The 16,328-nt window shown below is 40.7% G+C and carries 16 protein-coding genes; 12 read left to right on the top strand and 4 right to left on the bottom strand.

What is annotated here, in order from left to right; genetic code table 11:
* Window positions 1-25 precede the first annotated feature (25 nt).
* The 6 genes from RB604_RS01510 (at window position 26) to RB604_RS01485 (ending at window position 4,971) form a co-directional block, all read left to right on the top strand.
* Window positions 26-601, top strand: coding sequence for a YceD family protein (locus tag RB604_RS01510; protein ID WP_055295372.1), 576 nt, complete (start codon window positions 26-28; stop codon window positions 599-601).
* Window positions 602-614: 13 nt separating this feature from the next.
* Entirely contained in the window at window positions 615-800 is a 186-nt protein-coding gene (gene rpmF / locus RB604_RS01505) for a 50S ribosomal protein L32 (RefSeq protein WP_082430626.1), read from the top strand.
* Between the two features lie 104 nt (window positions 801-904).
* Window positions 905-1,909 (top strand): beta-ketoacyl-ACP synthase III, encoded by a 1,005-nt coding sequence (locus RB604_RS01500; RefSeq protein ID WP_005934295.1) that lies wholly within the window; start codon window positions 905-907, stop codon window positions 1,907-1,909.
* 87 nt (window positions 1,910-1,996) lie between these two features.
* A complete protein-coding gene (era, locus tag RB604_RS01495; protein ID WP_021935518.1) occupies window positions 1,997-2,878 on the top strand; it encodes a GTPase Era in 882 nt (293 codons plus the stop codon).
* 47 nt (window positions 2,879-2,925) lie between these two features.
* Window positions 2,926-4,239 (top strand): ribosome biogenesis GTPase Der, encoded by a 1,314-nt coding sequence (der, locus tag RB604_RS01490; RefSeq protein ID WP_055295370.1) that lies wholly within the window; start codon window positions 2,926-2,928, stop codon window positions 4,237-4,239.
* Between the two features lie 84 nt (window positions 4,240-4,323).
* Window positions 4,324-4,971: a response regulator gene (locus RB604_RS01485; RefSeq protein WP_005934287.1), complete on the top strand. Its 648-nt coding sequence runs from the start codon at window positions 4,324-4,326 to the stop codon at window positions 4,969-4,971.
* A gap of 241 nt (window positions 4,972-5,212) precedes the next feature.
* Here RB604_RS01485 and RB604_RS01480 read toward each other — a convergent pair whose 3' ends face one another.
* On the bottom strand, window positions 5,213-5,983 hold the full coding sequence (locus RB604_RS01480) for an ABC transporter ATP-binding protein (RefSeq protein WP_005934285.1): 771 nt from the start codon (window positions 5,981-5,983) through the stop codon (window positions 5,213-5,215).
* On the bottom strand, window positions 5,980-6,723 hold the full coding sequence (locus RB604_RS01475) for an MlaE family ABC transporter permease (RefSeq protein WP_005934283.1): 744 nt from the start codon (window positions 6,721-6,723) through the stop codon (window positions 5,980-5,982). Before RB604_RS01475 ends, RB604_RS01480 begins: the two co-directional genes overlap by 4 nt.
* A 75-nt stretch (window positions 6,724-6,798) precedes the next feature.
* Here RB604_RS01475 and lptB point away from each other — a divergent pair, with 75 nt between their 5' ends.
* Entirely contained in the window at window positions 6,799-7,563 is a 765-nt protein-coding gene (gene lptB / locus RB604_RS01470; protein ID WP_005934281.1) for an LPS export ABC transporter ATP-binding protein, read from the top strand.
* 8 nt (window positions 7,564-7,571) lie between these two features.
* Here lptB and RB604_RS01465 read toward each other — a convergent pair whose 3' ends face one another.
* Complete coding sequence (locus RB604_RS01465) at window positions 7,572-8,051, bottom strand: GNAT family N-acetyltransferase (protein ID WP_007482625.1); 480 nt, start codon at window positions 8,049-8,051, stop codon at window positions 7,572-7,574.
* A 75-nt stretch (window positions 8,052-8,126) separates the two neighbouring features.
* Complete coding sequence (gene rbp / locus RB604_RS01460) at window positions 8,127-8,372, bottom strand: RNA-binding regulator (RefSeq protein ID WP_005934276.1); 246 nt, start codon at window positions 8,370-8,372, stop codon at window positions 8,127-8,129.
* 393 nt (window positions 8,373-8,765) lie between these two features.
* Between rbp and tig the strand changes: the two genes are divergently transcribed.
* From tig to guaB, 5 genes are all read left to right on the top strand, one after another.
* The gene (tig, locus tag RB604_RS01455; protein WP_007482623.1) at window positions 8,766-10,121 is read left to right on the top strand and encodes a trigger factor; all 1,356 of its coding nucleotides are present in this window, start codon (window positions 8,766-8,768) and stop codon (window positions 10,119-10,121) included.
* Window positions 10,122-10,260: 139 nt separating this feature from the next.
* The gene (gene clpP, locus RB604_RS01450) at window positions 10,261-10,923 is read left to right on the top strand and encodes an ATP-dependent Clp endopeptidase proteolytic subunit ClpP (protein ID WP_005934270.1); all 663 of its coding nucleotides are present in this window, start codon (window positions 10,261-10,263) and stop codon (window positions 10,921-10,923) included.
* Window positions 10,924-10,925: 2 nt separating this feature from the next.
* Window positions 10,926-12,173, top strand: a complete 1,248-nt coding sequence (gene clpX, locus RB604_RS01445) for an ATP-dependent Clp protease ATP-binding subunit ClpX (RefSeq protein ID WP_005934267.1) — start codon at window positions 10,926-10,928, stop codon at window positions 12,171-12,173.
* Between the two features lie 166 nt (window positions 12,174-12,339).
* Window positions 12,340-14,520, top strand: a complete 2,181-nt coding sequence (gene recQ, locus RB604_RS01440) for a DNA helicase RecQ (RefSeq protein ID WP_005934264.1) — start codon at window positions 12,340-12,342, stop codon at window positions 14,518-14,520.
* Between the two features lie 293 nt (window positions 14,521-14,813).
* The gene (guaB, locus tag RB604_RS01435) at window positions 14,814-16,289 is read left to right on the top strand and encodes an IMP dehydrogenase (RefSeq protein WP_005934262.1); all 1,476 of its coding nucleotides are present in this window, start codon (window positions 14,814-14,816) and stop codon (window positions 16,287-16,289) included.
* The last annotated feature ends 39 nt before the right edge of the window (window positions 16,290-16,328 follow it).

Raw genomic sequence — 16,328 nt, 5'->3', positions numbered from 1 at the left:
TTGCAACAATTAAAAAAGTGAAGCTTTGGGAAAGTTTGATAAATACAAAATAGACTTGAAAGGAATGCAGTCGGATTCAGTGAAATATGAATTTGTACTGGATAATCTGTATTTCGCTCATATTGATGGCCCTGAGGTTCAGAAAGGTAAGGTTAACGTAGAGTTGACTGTAAAAAGAACATCTCGTGCTTTTGAATTGAGCTTCCAAACCGATGGAGTGGTATGGGTGCCTTGTGATCGTTGTTTGGATGAAATGGAGCAACCTGTAAGTTCTTCTGATAAACTGATGGTCAAGTTTGGCCATGAATATGCGGAAGAGGGTGACAACTTGATTGTGATTCCTGAAGAAGAAGGGGAGATCAATGTTGCATGGTTTATGTATGAATTTATAGCTTTGTCTATTCCGATGAAGCATGTGCATGCTCCTGGAAAATGTAATAAGACAATGACCAGCAAGCTAAGCAAGCATTTGAGAACGAATGCTGACGAAGATGGAGATGAGACGTTTGAAGCGGCCGGTGATGATATCGTAGTAGAAGAAGCCGAGGAACAAACAGATCCCCGATGGAATGAATTAAAAAAAATATTAGATAATAATTAAAGTTTAAAGAAAAATGGCACATCCTAAGAGAAGACAATCAAAAACAAGAACAGCGAAGAGAAGAATTCATGATAAAGCTGTGGCTCCGACATTGGCTATTTGCCCGAATTGTGGAGAATGGCATGTTTATCACACTGTATGTGGAGCTTGCGGATACTACAGAGGTAAACTCGCAATCGAAAAAGAAGCAGCTGTATAATTGTAGTACAGTCTGAATAGACTTATACTTAATCAGACAGCCAGAGAGCATTGCTCTCCGGCTGCTTTAAGTATTAGAAGTATTGCTAAATTAAAATTGAATTGATGGAAAAAATAAATGCAGTAATCACAGGAGTCGGTGGATATGTACCTGATTATATCTTGACAAATGACGAGATATCGAAAATGGTAGATACTAATGACGAGTGGATTATGACCCGTATCGGGGTAAGAGAAAGACGAATCCTGAATGAAGAGGGATTAGGCACCTCTTATATGGCCCGTAAGGCTTGCCGGCAATTAATGAAGAAAACCGGTGCTAATCCTGACGACATTGATTTGGTTGTTGTTGCTACTACTACTCCAGACTATCACTTCCCTTCCACAGCTTCTATTCTTTGCGATAAACTCGGACTTAAAAATGCATTTGCTTTTGATTTGCAAGCGGCCTGTAGCGGCTTCTTGTTTTTGTTGGAAACGGCTGCTAATTTTATCCGTTCGGGAAGATACAAGAAAATCATTATTGTAGGTGCAGACAAGATGTCATCGATGGTGGACTACACAGAACGTGCTACATGTCCTATTTTTGGCGATGGTGCGGCTGCTTTTATGGTAGAGCCTACTACTGAAGATGTGGGTATCATGGATGCTCTTTTGAGAACCGATGGTAAAGGCTTGCCTTTTCTGCATATGAAAGCTGGTGGATCGGTGTGTCCTCCTTCTTATTTTACGGTGGATAATCACATGCATTATATCTATCAGGAAGGTAGGACTGTATTCAAATATGCAGTTTCTAACATGTCGGATAGCTGTGCTGCGATTGCAGAACGTAATAATTTGAATAAAGATAGTATCGACTGGGTGGTTCCTCATCAGGCTAATATGCGTATTATCGATGCGGTGGCCCATCGTTTGGAACTTCCAATAGAAAAGGTATTGGTAAATATCGACAGATATGGTAATACCAGTGCGGGTACTTTACCGCTTTGTATCTGGGATTTCGAAGATAAACTCAAGAAAGGTGATAACCTGATCTTTACAGCATTCGGCGCAGGATTTACCTGGGGAGCTGTTTATGTAAAGTGGGGTTATGACGGAAAGAAGGAATAGTAACAGACGTTACTGATATATAACACATAAAACGCATCTTATTTCGATTCGATGCGTTTTTTTGTCTAAATCAATAAATGAAAGGCGATGCATAAAGCAGGTTTTGTAAACATAGTAGGTAATCCGAATGTCGGGAAGTCGACATTGATGAATGTGTTGGTAGGTGAACGGGTTTCAATAGCGACTTTTAAAGCACAGACCACTCGTCACCGTATTATGGGGATTTATAATACGGATGATATGCAAATTGTTTTTTCCGATACTCCGGGAGTTTTGAAGCCGAACTATAAGTTGCAGGAGTCGATGCTGAACTTTTCTACATCCGCACTGACGGATGCGGATATTCTGCTTTATGTAACGGATGTGATAGAGACTCCTGACAAAAATAACGAGTTTATTGAGAAAGTACGTAAAATGACCGTACCGGTACTTTTGCTTATTAACAAGATAGACCTTACCGATCAGGAAAAACTGATTCAGTTAGTGGAAGAGTGGAAAGCGTTGCTTCCACAGGCCGAAATTATTCCTATCTCGGCAGCTTCGAAGTTCAATATTGACTACGTAATGAAACGTGTGAAGGAGTTGCTTCCGGATTCTCCACCCTATTTTGAAAAAGATCAATGGACCGATAAGCCCGCACGTTTCTTCGTGAACGAAATTATTCGTGAGAAAATTCTGTTGTACTATGATAAGGAGATACCCTACTCGGTAGAAGTGGTTGTGGAGCAATTCAAAGAAGAGGCGAAGATGATACATATCCATGCTGTAATTTACGTCGAGCGTGATTCGCAAAAGGGAATTATTATCGGGAAACAGGGAAAAGCGCTGAAGAAGGTGGCTACGGAGGCTCGTCGTGATTTGGAACGGTTCTTTGGGAAGACGATCTTTTTGGAGACTTATGTGAAAGTGGATAAAGACTGGCGTAGTTCGGATAAGGAATTACGTAATTTCGGTTATCAGTTAGATTAAGAATATATTCATACGACTGTGATAGTCGCAAAAACAACGTGTAAACTATGGGAAATTTAGTTGCAATTGTTGGACGTCCTAATGTGGGAAAGTCGACTTTATTTAATCGCTTGACTAAAACTCGTCAGGCAATCGTAAATGACGAAGCGGGGACGACCCGTGACAGACAATACGGCAAGTCGGAATGGCTGGGCCGTGAGTTCTCTGTAGTTGATACCGGCGGGTGGGTAGTCAATTCGGATGACATTTTTGAAGAGGAGATTCGCAAACAGGTATTGATGGCGGTAGACGAAGCCGATGTAATTCTGTTTGTGGTGGATGTGATGAATGGGGTTACTGATCTGGATATGCAGGTTGCTGCTATTTTGCGGCGTGCAAAGAGTCCCGTAATTATGGTAGCCAATAAGACGGACAATCATGAATTGAGATATAATGCTCCCGAATTTTATAGCTTGGGATTGGGAGATCCATACTGTATTTCTGCCATAAGCGGTAGCGGTACGGGTGATTTGATGGACTTGATTGTCAGCAAGTTCAAGAAAGAATCAGAGGAAATCCTGGATGATGATATTCCCCGTTTTGCTGTGGTCGGACGTCCGAATGCCGGAAAATCGTCTATCGTTAATGCTTTTATCGGTGAAGAGCGGAATATTGTGACTGAAATAGCAGGTACTACGCGTGACTCTATTTATACCCGGTATAATAAATTCGGTTTTGATTTTTATCTGGTTGATACGGCGGGTATCCGTAAGAAAAATAAAGTGAATGAGGATTTGGAGTATTACTCGGTGGTTCGTTCCATTCGTTCTATTGAGAATGCAGACGTATGTATCTTGATGGTGGATGCCACCCGTGGTATCGAGAGTCAGGATTTGAATATATTTTCTTTGATCCAGAAGAACCAGAAGGGACTTGTGGTAGTTGTGAACAAATGGGATTTGGTAGAAGATAAAACGGCAAAGGTAATGAAGACTTTTGAAGAGGCTATCCGTTCACGTTTTGCTCCTTTTGTGGATTTTCCTATTGTCTTTGCTTCCGCATTGACTAAGCAACGTATCCTGAAAGTATTGGAAGAGGCTCGTGTTGTTTACGAAAACCGGACGACAAAGATTCCTACTGCACGTTTGAATGAAGAGATGCTTCCGTTGATAGAAGCTTATCCCCCCCCTTCGGTTAAAGGCAAATACATAAAAATTAAATATATAACCCAGCTTCCTAATACGCAGGTGCCTTCTTTTGTCTTTTTTGCCAATCTGCCGCAATATGTGAAGGAACCATACAAACGTTTCCTTGAAAATAAGATGCGTGAGAAATGGAATCTGACCGGAACACCTATAAATATCTATATTCGTCAGAAATGATGTGAAATAAGTAGGACGAGGACTTCGTTTTTTGAACGATAATATTTATATTTGTCAGAGACTAAGCAACAGACAATTCATATTATGGTAGAGAAAGCGGAGATTTTGTTGGTTGATGATCATGCGCTGATCCTGGAAGGGATTTGTCAGATTTTAAAACGAATCCCTGAAGTGGTTGTAGCAGATGCAGTGACAACGGGTAAGGAGGCTGTCGGGCTGATTGCAGCGCGTGATTATGATATTTATATTTTGGATGTCGGTTTACCCGATATGTCCGGATTTGAATTGATAGAGATGATTCGTGAAATCAATGAGGATGCACGTATAATCATCAATACAATGCATGAGGAAATTTGGTATATCAACAGGCTTATTCGCCTGGGAGTGAATGCTGTGACTCTGAAGGCTTCGGAGTCCGTTGAAATAGGAAAGGCTGTAAAGAGTGTGTTGCGGGGAGTAGCATATACTTGTCCGCGATTTGAGGGCATACGGCAGAAACTGAGTAATGCTTCGTCACAAATACACCCTAAGGATATTCCCACCAAGCGTGAGCTTGAAGTTTTGCAAGCAGTCTCCGAGGGATTTTGCACGCATGAAATTGCTTCGCGGTTGCAGATTACGGAGAATACGGTTGAAACATTTCGTAAAAGGCTGATTCAAAAATTTGAGGCAAAGAATGCGATTGATATGGTGGTGAAAGCAATGGCGCTGGGGTGGATAAAAGTTGTGTAGAAAGAAATTTTTTCTTCTGTCACGGTTTTCGGTGATGTTTTTGTGCAACTTTTCGTCTACCTTTGAGGCGGTAATTGAAATAACTCTCTCTTACAGTTTCGTGAAGAATAAAAAAGAGGACAGTCAATATGTCGTGATGATATATGTCAATTCTATTAACTGGTTTTTACAATAAAAGGGCGTACTCGATAAAAAGAGTGCGCCCTTTGTTCCTTTTTGATGAGGGGGAGGATCTATTAGATCAACCTTCTAAATTTTGTATTTCCACATCTTTTACTTTACGGAGCAGGTCGGAAGCAAATATAAAGTTATTCAACAACTTGTTAGTGGAAGTGAAAATATCATCTTTTGTACCTTCCCATTCTTTTCTTCCTTCGTAGATATAAATAATCTTTTCTCCGATTCCTAACACGGAGTTCATGTCGTGCGTATTGATGATTGTCGTCATGTTGTATTCTCGCGTGATGTCGTGTATAAGATCATCGATCACTAACGAAGTTTTAGGATCGAGTCCGGAGTTCGGTTCATCACAAAACAGGTACTGCGGATTGAGTGCGATGGCCCGTGCAATCGCTACTCGTTTCTGCATACCTCCACTGATCTCTCCCGGAAACTTATCTTTGGCTTCTGTCAGATTCACACGGTCGAGACAGAACATGGCCCGTTTGGTGCGGTCTCGTAATGTATCGTTACTGAACATGTTCAATGGAAACATTACGTTGTCCAATACAGACATGGAGTCGAACAGGGCAGCACTTTGAAATATCATTCCCATCTCTCTGCGCAGCATTTTCTTCTCTTTTTTACCCATCGCCAGGAAGTTGCGATGGTCGTATAGCAATTCTCCTTTTTCGGGAATCAGCAGCCCGACGATGCATTTCATCAGTACCGTTTTTCCTGAACCGCTCTGGCCGATAATCAGATTGGTTTTTCCATTCTCAAAAGTAGCATTGATGTCTTTCAATACCGCTTTGTCTTCGAATGATTTATAGAGTCCTTTTACTTCAATCATCCCATTAAAAGTTTAGTTAATACCAGATCGGCAAATAAGATTAATACACTACTGGATACGACAGAATCCGTAGATGCTTTTCCGACTTCTATCGAACCTCCTTCTACCATATAGCCAAAGAAAGAGGACACGCTGGCAATAATAAAGGCGAAAAATAGTGATTTGATAATACCACACCACACGAACCATTCCACGAACATGTATTGCAAACCGTATTCCAGATCGGTAGCTGTCATAATCCCTCCAAACCAGCAAGTGGCGAAAGCACCGATGATACCGGCAAAAATACTGAATGTCACTAAGATAGGAATGGTGGTAACCATAGCAGCTATTTTAGGAAGTATCAGATAGTTGGCGGAGTTGACTCCCATTATTTCAAGGGCGTCGATCTGTTGGGTAACGCGCATGGTACCTAATTCCGATGCAATATTGGATCCTACTTTTCCGGCAAGAATCAAACACATGATGGAGGATGAGAATTCCAGTAACAGAATTTCACGCGTTACGTAACCCACTGTCCAACGGGGCATCCAAGGGCTTTCGATATTGAGTTTGATTTGTATGGTAATTACCGCACCGATGAAAAATGAAATCAGCAGTACGATTCCGATGGAATTCACTCCTAACTGTTCTATCTCGTTGAGATATTGCCGGAAGAACATCCGCATGCGTTCGGGTCGTGAGAATGTACGTCCCATCAGCATCATATATCTTCCGACGGTTCTTAATGCTTTGATCATAACTTCGTATATTTGTCTGCAAATGTACGTTTTTTCAGCTTATTTTTGCTACATTTGCCGCAAAATAACAAAGATATGGAAGAAAGCAAGATGGTGCTTCGTACGGAAGACCTGGTGAAGAAGTACGGTAAGAGAACTGTGGTTAGCCATGTATCCATCAATGTGAAGCAGGGCGAAATCGTAGGTTTACTGGGACCGAACGGTGCTGGTAAGACTACTTCATTTTATATGACTGTAGGACTGATTACCCCTAATGAAGGCCGTATCTTTTTGGATGATCTTGAAATTACAAAATATCCGGTATATAAACGTGCACAGACCGGTATCGGCTACTTGGCACAAGAAGCTTCTGTGTTTCGGCAGATGAGTGTGGAAGACAATATTGCTTCTGTGCTCGAGATGACCAATAAACCTAAAGAATACCAGAAGGAAAAGCTGGAAAGCCTGATTGCCGAATTCCGGTTGCAAAAAGTACGAAAGAATAAGGGAAATCAATTATCCGGTGGTGAACGTCGCCGTACGGAGATTGCCCGTTGTCTGGCTATCGATCCGAAATTTATCATGCTGGATGAACCTTTTGCCGGTGTAGACCCTATTGCGGTGGAGGATATCCAGCAGATTGTCTGGAAGTTGAAAGACAAAAATATCGGTATTCTTATTACCGACCATAATGTGCAGGAGACATTAAGCATTACCGATCGTGCTTACCTTTTGTTTGAAGGAAAAATTCTTTTTCAGGGAACTCCTGAAGAACTTGCAGAAAATAAGATTGTGCGGGAAAAATATCTTAGTAATAGTTTTGTTCTCCGGCGTAAGGACTTTCAATTGGAAAAGGACTAAATTCTGTTTTATCGGGCATATCTCAGATAAATCATGTCGATACATTGTTCGCCATTATCTTCGAAGATAGGTTCGGGATAGTTATCGACGAAGAAGTTTTTGATAATATGTGATTCGACAAAGCCGCATTTCCGATAGAAATCCAATTGGTAAAATTCCTTTCCGGGGATGCCTGTACTTCCCGTACCAACGATAATATTCGGAGTTTCTCTATAATGCTCGACAATAAAACTCATCATTCGACTGGCATATCCCCGGCGTAGATAATCGGGATGGGTTGCCAGGTTTTTTATTTCTGCCGTCTCTTTGTCTGATACCACAACGGTTACACATACAGGTATTTCTTCCAGTTGCATAATATATAAATGCCCTCTGCCAAGGTAATGCTGTATCATATCAACCGACGGGTCTGCTATGAGCAACAGATTCAGATAGTCTTCTTTGTTTTCTTTTATCTCACGGATACTTATGTTGGCTTGGTGTTTCATGTTTGACTGGAAGGTATGTAAAAAGAACCTTCCGATTGTTCGGAGGATCGGAAGGTTACTTTGAATTTCTTTTAGTTAGAGTTTAGGTTTAGCTTCCTTTACCACCATGGTGCGTCCGTGATATTCTGCACCATTTAATTCGGCAATGGCTTTTGAGGCTGCAGCATCGTCTTCCATTTCAATGAAAGCGAAACCTTTGGATCTGCCTGTTTCGCGATCCATGATAACTTTTACTGAAGAGACTGTCCCGTAATCTTCCATAACTTGTTGCAAATCTGCTTCCTTAACACGGTAGTTAAGGTTTCCAACATAAATGTTCATAGTGAAAAAGATAAAAATAAATAATGAAATAAAAACTCTCGGGAAGATGACTGATAATAAAAAGATTAAAACGACAGAGAGTTTACATATACGTTTTTGGACGAGGTAAAAACTTGCAATAGAAATCAAGAAACTAATACATCATCATTCCTGTACAAAGAAAAGCATAAAAAATGAAAATACACTTGTTTTTCTTTAGTTTTCTAACATTTCTGTAGTGATTTTATGATTTATGTATGTGATTGATACGTTGTTGTAATATAAAAGTATGATTCATTTCGTTTCATAAAGAATAATTCTTTCGCGTTTTTTTGATAATTGAAAGATTAGCACTAATTTTGCACCCTCATTTGAGTATAGAATAAAGTATAAATCAAATAAATAATTGTCAGAATGAACGTTTCATTTCAAAACATTGACAAAGTAAGCGGCTTGCTTACCGTAAAGCTGGAAAAGGCTGATTATCAGGAAAAAGTAGATAAATCGTTGAAGACATTCCGTCAGAAGGCGCAGATTCCGGGATTCCGTAAAGGGATGGTTCCTATGAGTCTGGTAAAGAAGATGTATGGTAAATCGGTTATTGCCGAAGAGGTGAATAAGCTTCTTTCAGAAAAAGTATACGATTACATTAAGAGTAATAATGTGAATATGCTGGGTGAACCGTTGCCAAATGAAGAAAAACAACAGGTGATTGATTTCGACACCATGGAAGAATTCGAATTTGTATTCGATATTGCTTTGGCACCGGAATTTAAAGCAGAAGTAAGCAATACGGATAAGGTTGACTACTACACAATCGAAGTTACGGATGAGATGGTGGAAAATCAGGTAAAGGCTTATACTCAACGTAACGGTAAATATGATCAGGTTTCAGCTTATGAGGATAATGATATGCTGAAAGGTTTGATTGCCGAATTGGATGAAAATGGTAACACTAAAGAAGGCGGCATTCAGGTAGAAGGTGCTGTATTGATGCCTTCTTATATGAAGAATGACGAGCAGAAAGCTATTTTTGCCAATGCCAAGGTGAATGATGTATTGGTATTTAATCCGAATGCGGCTTATGACGGTCATGATGCAGAAATCGCTTCCTTGCTGAAAATTGAAAAAGAAGCTGCTGCTGAAATGAAATCTAACTTTAGTTTTCAGGTAGAAGAAATTACTCGTTTTGTTCCGGGTGATTTGAATCAAGAACTTTTTGACCAGGTATTTGGCAAAGATGCCGTGAAGACTGAGGAAGAATTCCGTGCGAAAGTAAAAGAAGGAATTGCTGCACAGTTTGTTGCTGATAGCGATTATAAATTTTTGATCGATGCTCGTAAGATGTTGATGGAAAAGGTTGGTAAACTCGAATTCCCGGATGCATTATTGAAACGTATCATGCTTCTCAATAATAAGGAGAAAGGTGAAGAATTTGTAGCAGAAAACTATGAAAAGAGCGTAGAAGAGCTGACATGGCACTTGATTAAGGAGCAGTTGGTTAAAGACAATGAGATCAAAGTAGAGCAGGAAGATGTTATCAATATGGCAAAAGATGCTACAAAAGCTCAGTTTGCTCAGTATGGTATGATGACTGTGCCTGAAGATATTCTTGAAAACTATGCTCAGGAAATGCTGAAGAAGAAAGAAAATGTAGACGGTTTAGTAGGTCGTGTAGTGGAAGCTAAGTTAGCTACAGCGCTGAAAGCTAAGGTGACATTGAATAATAAAACCGTTTCAATGGAAGAATTTAACAAAATGTTCGAATAGTACTTCCCTTGTGGAAAGAACATAGGATCATAGGAGCACAGAGTTTTTATAAAATTATAACTCTGTGTTTTTTTTGTCTCTGTGTTCTTTTTTGTTTCTTTGCAGTTACATTATAAATAAAAAAGAAAGGAACTTGAAAATGGATGATTTTAGAAAATACGCTACCAAGCATTTAGGAATGAATGGCTTGATGCTGGACGATGTGATTAAATCGCAAGCAGGGTATTTAAATCCTTATATTCTTGAAGAAAGACAACTCAACGTGACACAACTCGATGTGTTTTCACGTTTGATGATGGACCGCATTATTTTTTTAGGCACTCAGATTGATGATTATACTGCAAATACATTGCAGGCACAGTTGCTATATCTGGATTCGGTAGATCCGGGTAAGGACATTTCTATTTATATCAATTCTCCGGGCGGATCGGTGTATGCCGGATTGGGCATTTATGATACTATGCAGTTCATCTCGAGCGATGTGGCTACCATTTGCACGGGGATGGCGGCATCGATGGCTGCTGTTTTGTTAGTAGCGGGTGCTGAGGGAAAGCGTTCGGCATTGAAGCACTCTCGTGTGATGATCCATCAACCGATGGGAGGCGCGCAAGGCCAAGCTTCGGACATTGAAATCACTGCCCGTGAAATTCAAAAATTGAAAAAAGAACTTTATACTATCATTGCCGATCATTCTCATACTGATTTTGATAAGGTGTGGGCCGATTCGGACCGAGATTATTGGATGACTGCTGAAGAAGCCAAAGAATACGGTATGGTAGACGAAGTGTTGATTAAGAAATAAAAATGGCAGAATCGAAAACGAATAAAAAAAGATGTAGTTTCTGTGGTCGAACGGAAAATGAGGTCGGTTTCTTGATTACGGGAATGAACGGCTATATTTGCGATAGCTGTGCTACGCAAGCTTATGAGATAACCCAGGAAGCTCTTGGAGTAGGGAAAAAGACGACAGGAACTACAAAATTAAACTTGAAAGAACTACCTAAGCCGGTAGAGATAAAGACTTTTCTGGATCAGTATGTGATTGGGCAGGACGATGCAAAGCGATTTTTGTCTGTATCGGTATACAACCACTATAAACGGCTTTTGCAAAAGGATAGCGGTGATGATGTAGAGATTGAAAAATCAAATATCATCATGGTAGGAAGTACGGGAACAGGTAAAACATTGTTGGCGCGTACCATTGCAAAGTTGTTGCACGTACCGTTTACTATTGTAGATGCCACGGTATTGACGGAAGCCGGTTATGTGGGTGAAGACATTGAGAGTATTTTGACTCGTTTGCTTCAGGTTGCTGATTATAATGTGCCCGAAGCCGAACAAGGAATTGTCTTTATCGATGAAATTGATAAGATTGCACGTAAAGGTGATAATCCTTCCATCACTCGTGACGTTAGCGGTGAAGGTGTTCAACAAGGACTGTTGAAACTGTTGGAAGGATCTGTTGTGAATGTGCCGCCACAAGGTGGCCGTAAGCATCCCGATCAAAAAATGATTCCGGTGAACACGAAAAACATTCTGTTTATTTGTGGCGGTGCTTTTGACGGCATTGAAAAGAAAATTGCCCAGCGACTGAATACGCATGTGGTAGGTTACAGCGCTTCACGAAAAACAGCTACTATCGATAAAAATAACATGATGCAATATATTGCACCGCAAGACTTGAAATCGTTCGGACTGATTCCTGAAATTATCGGACGCTTGCCGGTGCTGACTTATCTGAATCCATTGGATCGGGATGCGCTTCGTGCGATTTTGACTGAACCGAAAAATTCCATTATCCGGCAATATGTCAAACTGTTTGAGATGGATGGCGTTAAACTGACATTCCAGAACGAAGTATTTGAATATATTGTCGATAAGGCGGTTGAGTATAAGCTCGGTGCACGCGGATTGCGTTCTATCGTGGAGACAATCATGATGGATGTTATGTTTGAGATTCCTTCGGAAAATGCAAAAGAGTACGAAGTGACATTGGATTATGCAAAACAACAACTGGAAAAAGCAAATCTTGCGAGGTTGCAAACTGCTTAAAATCAAAAGGTAAGAGGTATAGGATGATTTATTTCTATTTTTTCTTGAAAAATATTAATCGGATTATGCTTGATATTTAAGAAGTTGTTTATAACTTTGTTAGAGCTCTTTTACAAAAGGGACTCTAAAGTAAAATCATGAACTGAATAAAACAACCTATTTAAAGATGGCAGGGAAGATTAATTTGACAGACCAGCTGAAACAGTATTTCGGGTTTGATAAATTTAAGGGAAATCAGGAAGCGATCATTCAGAACTTGCTCGATGGGAGAGACACTTTTGTGCTGATGCCTACGGGAGGAGGGAAGTCTCTGTGCTATCAGTTACCTTCTCTTTTGATGGAAGGTACGGGGATTGTTATTTCTCCGTTGATTGCACTGATGAAGAACCAAGTGGATGCTATGCGCAATTTTAGTGAAGAAGACGGTATTGCCCATTTTATCAATTCTTCATTAAATAAAGGTGCGATAGACCAAGTGAAGGCTGATATCCTTGCCGGAAAAACAAAATTGCTATACGTAGCTCCGGAATCATTGACGAAAGAAGAGAATGTTGAATTTCTGCGATCGGTTAAGATTTCGTTCTATGCAGTAGATGAGGCTCACTGTATTTCGGAATGGGGGCATGACTTCCGTCCGGAGTATCGGCGAATACGTCCCATTATTAATGAAATAGGGAAGGCGCCTCTTATAGCACTTACTGCTACGGCAACTCCGAAGGTACAACATGATATTCAGAAAAATCTGGGCATGGTTGATGCGCAAATATTTAAGTCGTCATTTAATCGTCCGAACTTGTATTATGAGGTACGTCCTAAAACTGCAAATATCGACAGGGATATCATTAAGTTTATTCGGAATAATCCGGAGAAGTCCGGTATTATTTATTGTCTGAGCCGTAAGAAGGTGGAGGAACTTGCTGAAATACTTCAAGCTAACGGTATTAATGCAAGGGCATATCATGCAGGAATGGATTCTGCTACGAGAACTCAGAATCAGGATGATTTTCTGATGGAGAAGATCGATGTGATTGTGGCAACCATTGCTTTTGGTATGGGTATTGATAAACCGGATGTGAGGTACGTAATACATTACGATATACCGAAAAGCCTGGAAGGATATTATCAAGAGACAGGACGTGCCGGCAGAGACGGTGGTGAAGGCCGGTGTATTACCTTTTATACAAACAAGGACCTGCAGAAACTGGAAAAGTTCATGCAGGGAAAGCCAGTGGCAGAGCAGGAAATAGGTAAGCAGCTTTTATTGGAGACTGCTGCATATGCCGAATCATCTGTTTGCCGTCGTAAGACTTTATTGCATTACTTCGGTGAGGAGTATTTGGAAGATAATTGTGGAAATTGTGACAACTGTTTAAACCCTAAAAAACAAGTGGAGGCTCAAGAATTATTGTGTGCTGTGATTGAAGCGATCATAGCGGTAAAAGAAAACTTTAAAGCAGATTATATAATAGATATTTTACAGGGAAGGGAAACTTCCGAAGTACAGGCACATTTACACGAAGATTTGGAAGTGTTCGGCTCCGGTATGGGAGAGGAAGATAAGACTTGGAATGCCGTGATCCGTCAAGCGTTGATAGCCGGATATCTGAGCAAGGATGTGGAGAATTATGGCCTGTTGAAAGTAACAGAGGATGGACACGCATTCTTGAAGAAACCAAAGTCGTTCAAGATAACCGAAGACAACGACTTCGAAGAAGTAGAGGAAGAAACTCCGGCCCGTGGTGGAGGATCTTGTGCGGTAGACCCTGCGCTTTATTCTATGCTTAAGGATTTGAGAAAGAAGCTGTCAAAGAAACTGGAGGTACCGCCTTATGTGATTTTTCAGGATCCTTCTTTAGAAGCGATGGCTACGATTTATCCGGTGACGCTTGAAGAATTACAGAATATTCCGGGAGTCGGTGCAGGAAAGGCCAAACGTTATGGTGAAGAGTTCTGTAAGCTGATTAAGCGTCATTGCGAGGAAAACGAGATTGAACGTCCCGAAGATTTGCGTGTACGTACGGTAGCCAATAAATCTAAGTTAAAAGTTTCTATTATCCAAGCTATCGACCGTAAAGTAGCTTTGGACGATATCGCATTGTCAAAAGGAATAGAATTCGGAGAATTATTGGATGAGGTAGAAGCAATCGTTTATTCGGGTACAAAACTGAATATAGATTATTTCCTTGATGAAATTATGGATGAGGATCATATGCTTGATATCTATGATTATTTCAAAGAATCAACTACCGATAAGATAGATGACGCGCTCGATGAGTTGGGTGATGATTTTGCGGAAGAAGAGGTTCGCTTGGTTCGTATTAAATTTATATCAGAAATGGCTAATTAAAAAGAGGTAGAGTTCATTTTGGGATAAATAATAGTGGGATGTGTTTATAAAGACACGTCCCTTTTTTATATGTATGCGTAGGACCTGACCCTCTCCAGTCAGGCTTTTGTTTGGATCAATAGGATAAAACTGAGCGGGACTGTTGTAAAGTTGATTGCTCGTTGACAATTTAATCTGATCCTATTAGAAGAATCCTCTTGCCGATTGGCAAGGGGATTTTTTTATTTCTATCCTTGTCTGTATTGAATAAAAACTGTATATTTGCACGCAATAAATTTTAAACGCATAGCCCTATGTCATTTATTGCTGATAAGATTGTAATGGATGGATTAACGTATGACGACGTTTTGTTAATCCCTGCTTATTCCGAAGTTTTACCACGTACTGTCGAGCTCTCGACAAAGTTTTCAAAAAACATTGAGTTAAAAATTCCTTTTGTGACCGCTGCTATGGATACGGTTACAGAAGCCAAAATGGCTATTGCAATAGCCCGTGAGGGAGGAATTGGCGTTATTCATAAAAATATGTCAATTAAAGAACAGGCCAAGCAAGTCGCTACGGTTAAACGTGCCGAAAATGGTATGATTTACGATCCGGTGACTATTAAAAAAGGCTCCACTGTTCGTGATGCCCTTGCTTTGATGGCTGAATATAAGATTGGCGGTATTCCGGTAGTAGATGACAATAGATATCTTGTTGGAATTGTAACGAATCGTGACCTTCGTTTTGAACGTGATATGAACAAGCGTATCGATGAGGTGATGACAAAAGATAATCTGGTTACCACTAATCAGTCTACTGATCTGGAAGCGGCTGCACAAATCTTGCAAAAACATAAGATAGAGAAGCTCCCGGTGGTTGATAAAGACAATAAACTGATCGGTCTGGTAACTTATAAGGATATAACCAAGGCGAAAGATAAACCAATGGCTTGCAAAGATTCTAAAGGGCGTTTGCGTGTGGCTGCGGGTGTGGGAGTGACTGCGGATACAATGGAACGTATGCAGGCTTTGGTGGATGCAGGAGTAGATGCTATCGTGATCGATACGGCTCACGGACATTCAAAATTCGTAATTGAAAAGCTGAAAGAAGCAAAAAGTTGTTTCCCGGATATTGATATTATAGTTGGTAACATTGCTACCGGTGAGGCTGCCAAGGCATTGGTCGATGCGGGTGCCGACGGGGTAAAAGTAGGGATCGGACCGGGATCTATCTGTACGACTCGTGTAGTGGCCGGTGTAGGAGTACCTCAACTGTCTGCTGTCTATGATGTAGCAAAAGCATTGAAAGGTACCGGGGTTCCTCTGATTGCAGATGGCGGATTGCGTTATTCGGGTGATGTGGTGAAGGCGCTTGCTGCCGGCGGGTATTCTGTAATGATCGGTTCTTTGGTAGCAGGAACAGAGGAAAGTCCGGGTGAGACGATCATTTTCAATGGCCGTAAATTTAAATCGTATCGGGGTATGGGGTCGTTGGAAGCGATGGAAAACGGGTCGAAAGATCGTTATTTCCAAAGTGGTGAGGCGGATGTGAAGAAGCTCGTACCGGAAGGTATCGCCGCTCGTGTTCCCTATAAAGGTACTTTATATGAAGTCATTTATCAACTGACCGGAGGTTTGCGTGCCGGAATGGGATATTGTGGCGCACAGAATATTGAGAAATTGCATGAAGCAAAATTTACCCGCATTACCAATGCCGGAGTAATGGAAAGTCATCCGCACGATGTGACTATTACAAGCGAATCGCCTAATTATAGTCGCCCGGAATAAGATATATCTACCGGTTAAAATAAATCAAGTCTACCTTTA

Source organism: Bacteroides salyersiae, assembly GCF_031172035.1.
Lineage (GTDB): Bacteria > Bacteroidota > Bacteroidia > Bacteroidales > Bacteroidaceae > Bacteroides > Bacteroides salyersiae.
Note: the sequence above shows the minus strand (reverse complement) of the source record. Positions and strands in the feature narration are given on the sequence as shown.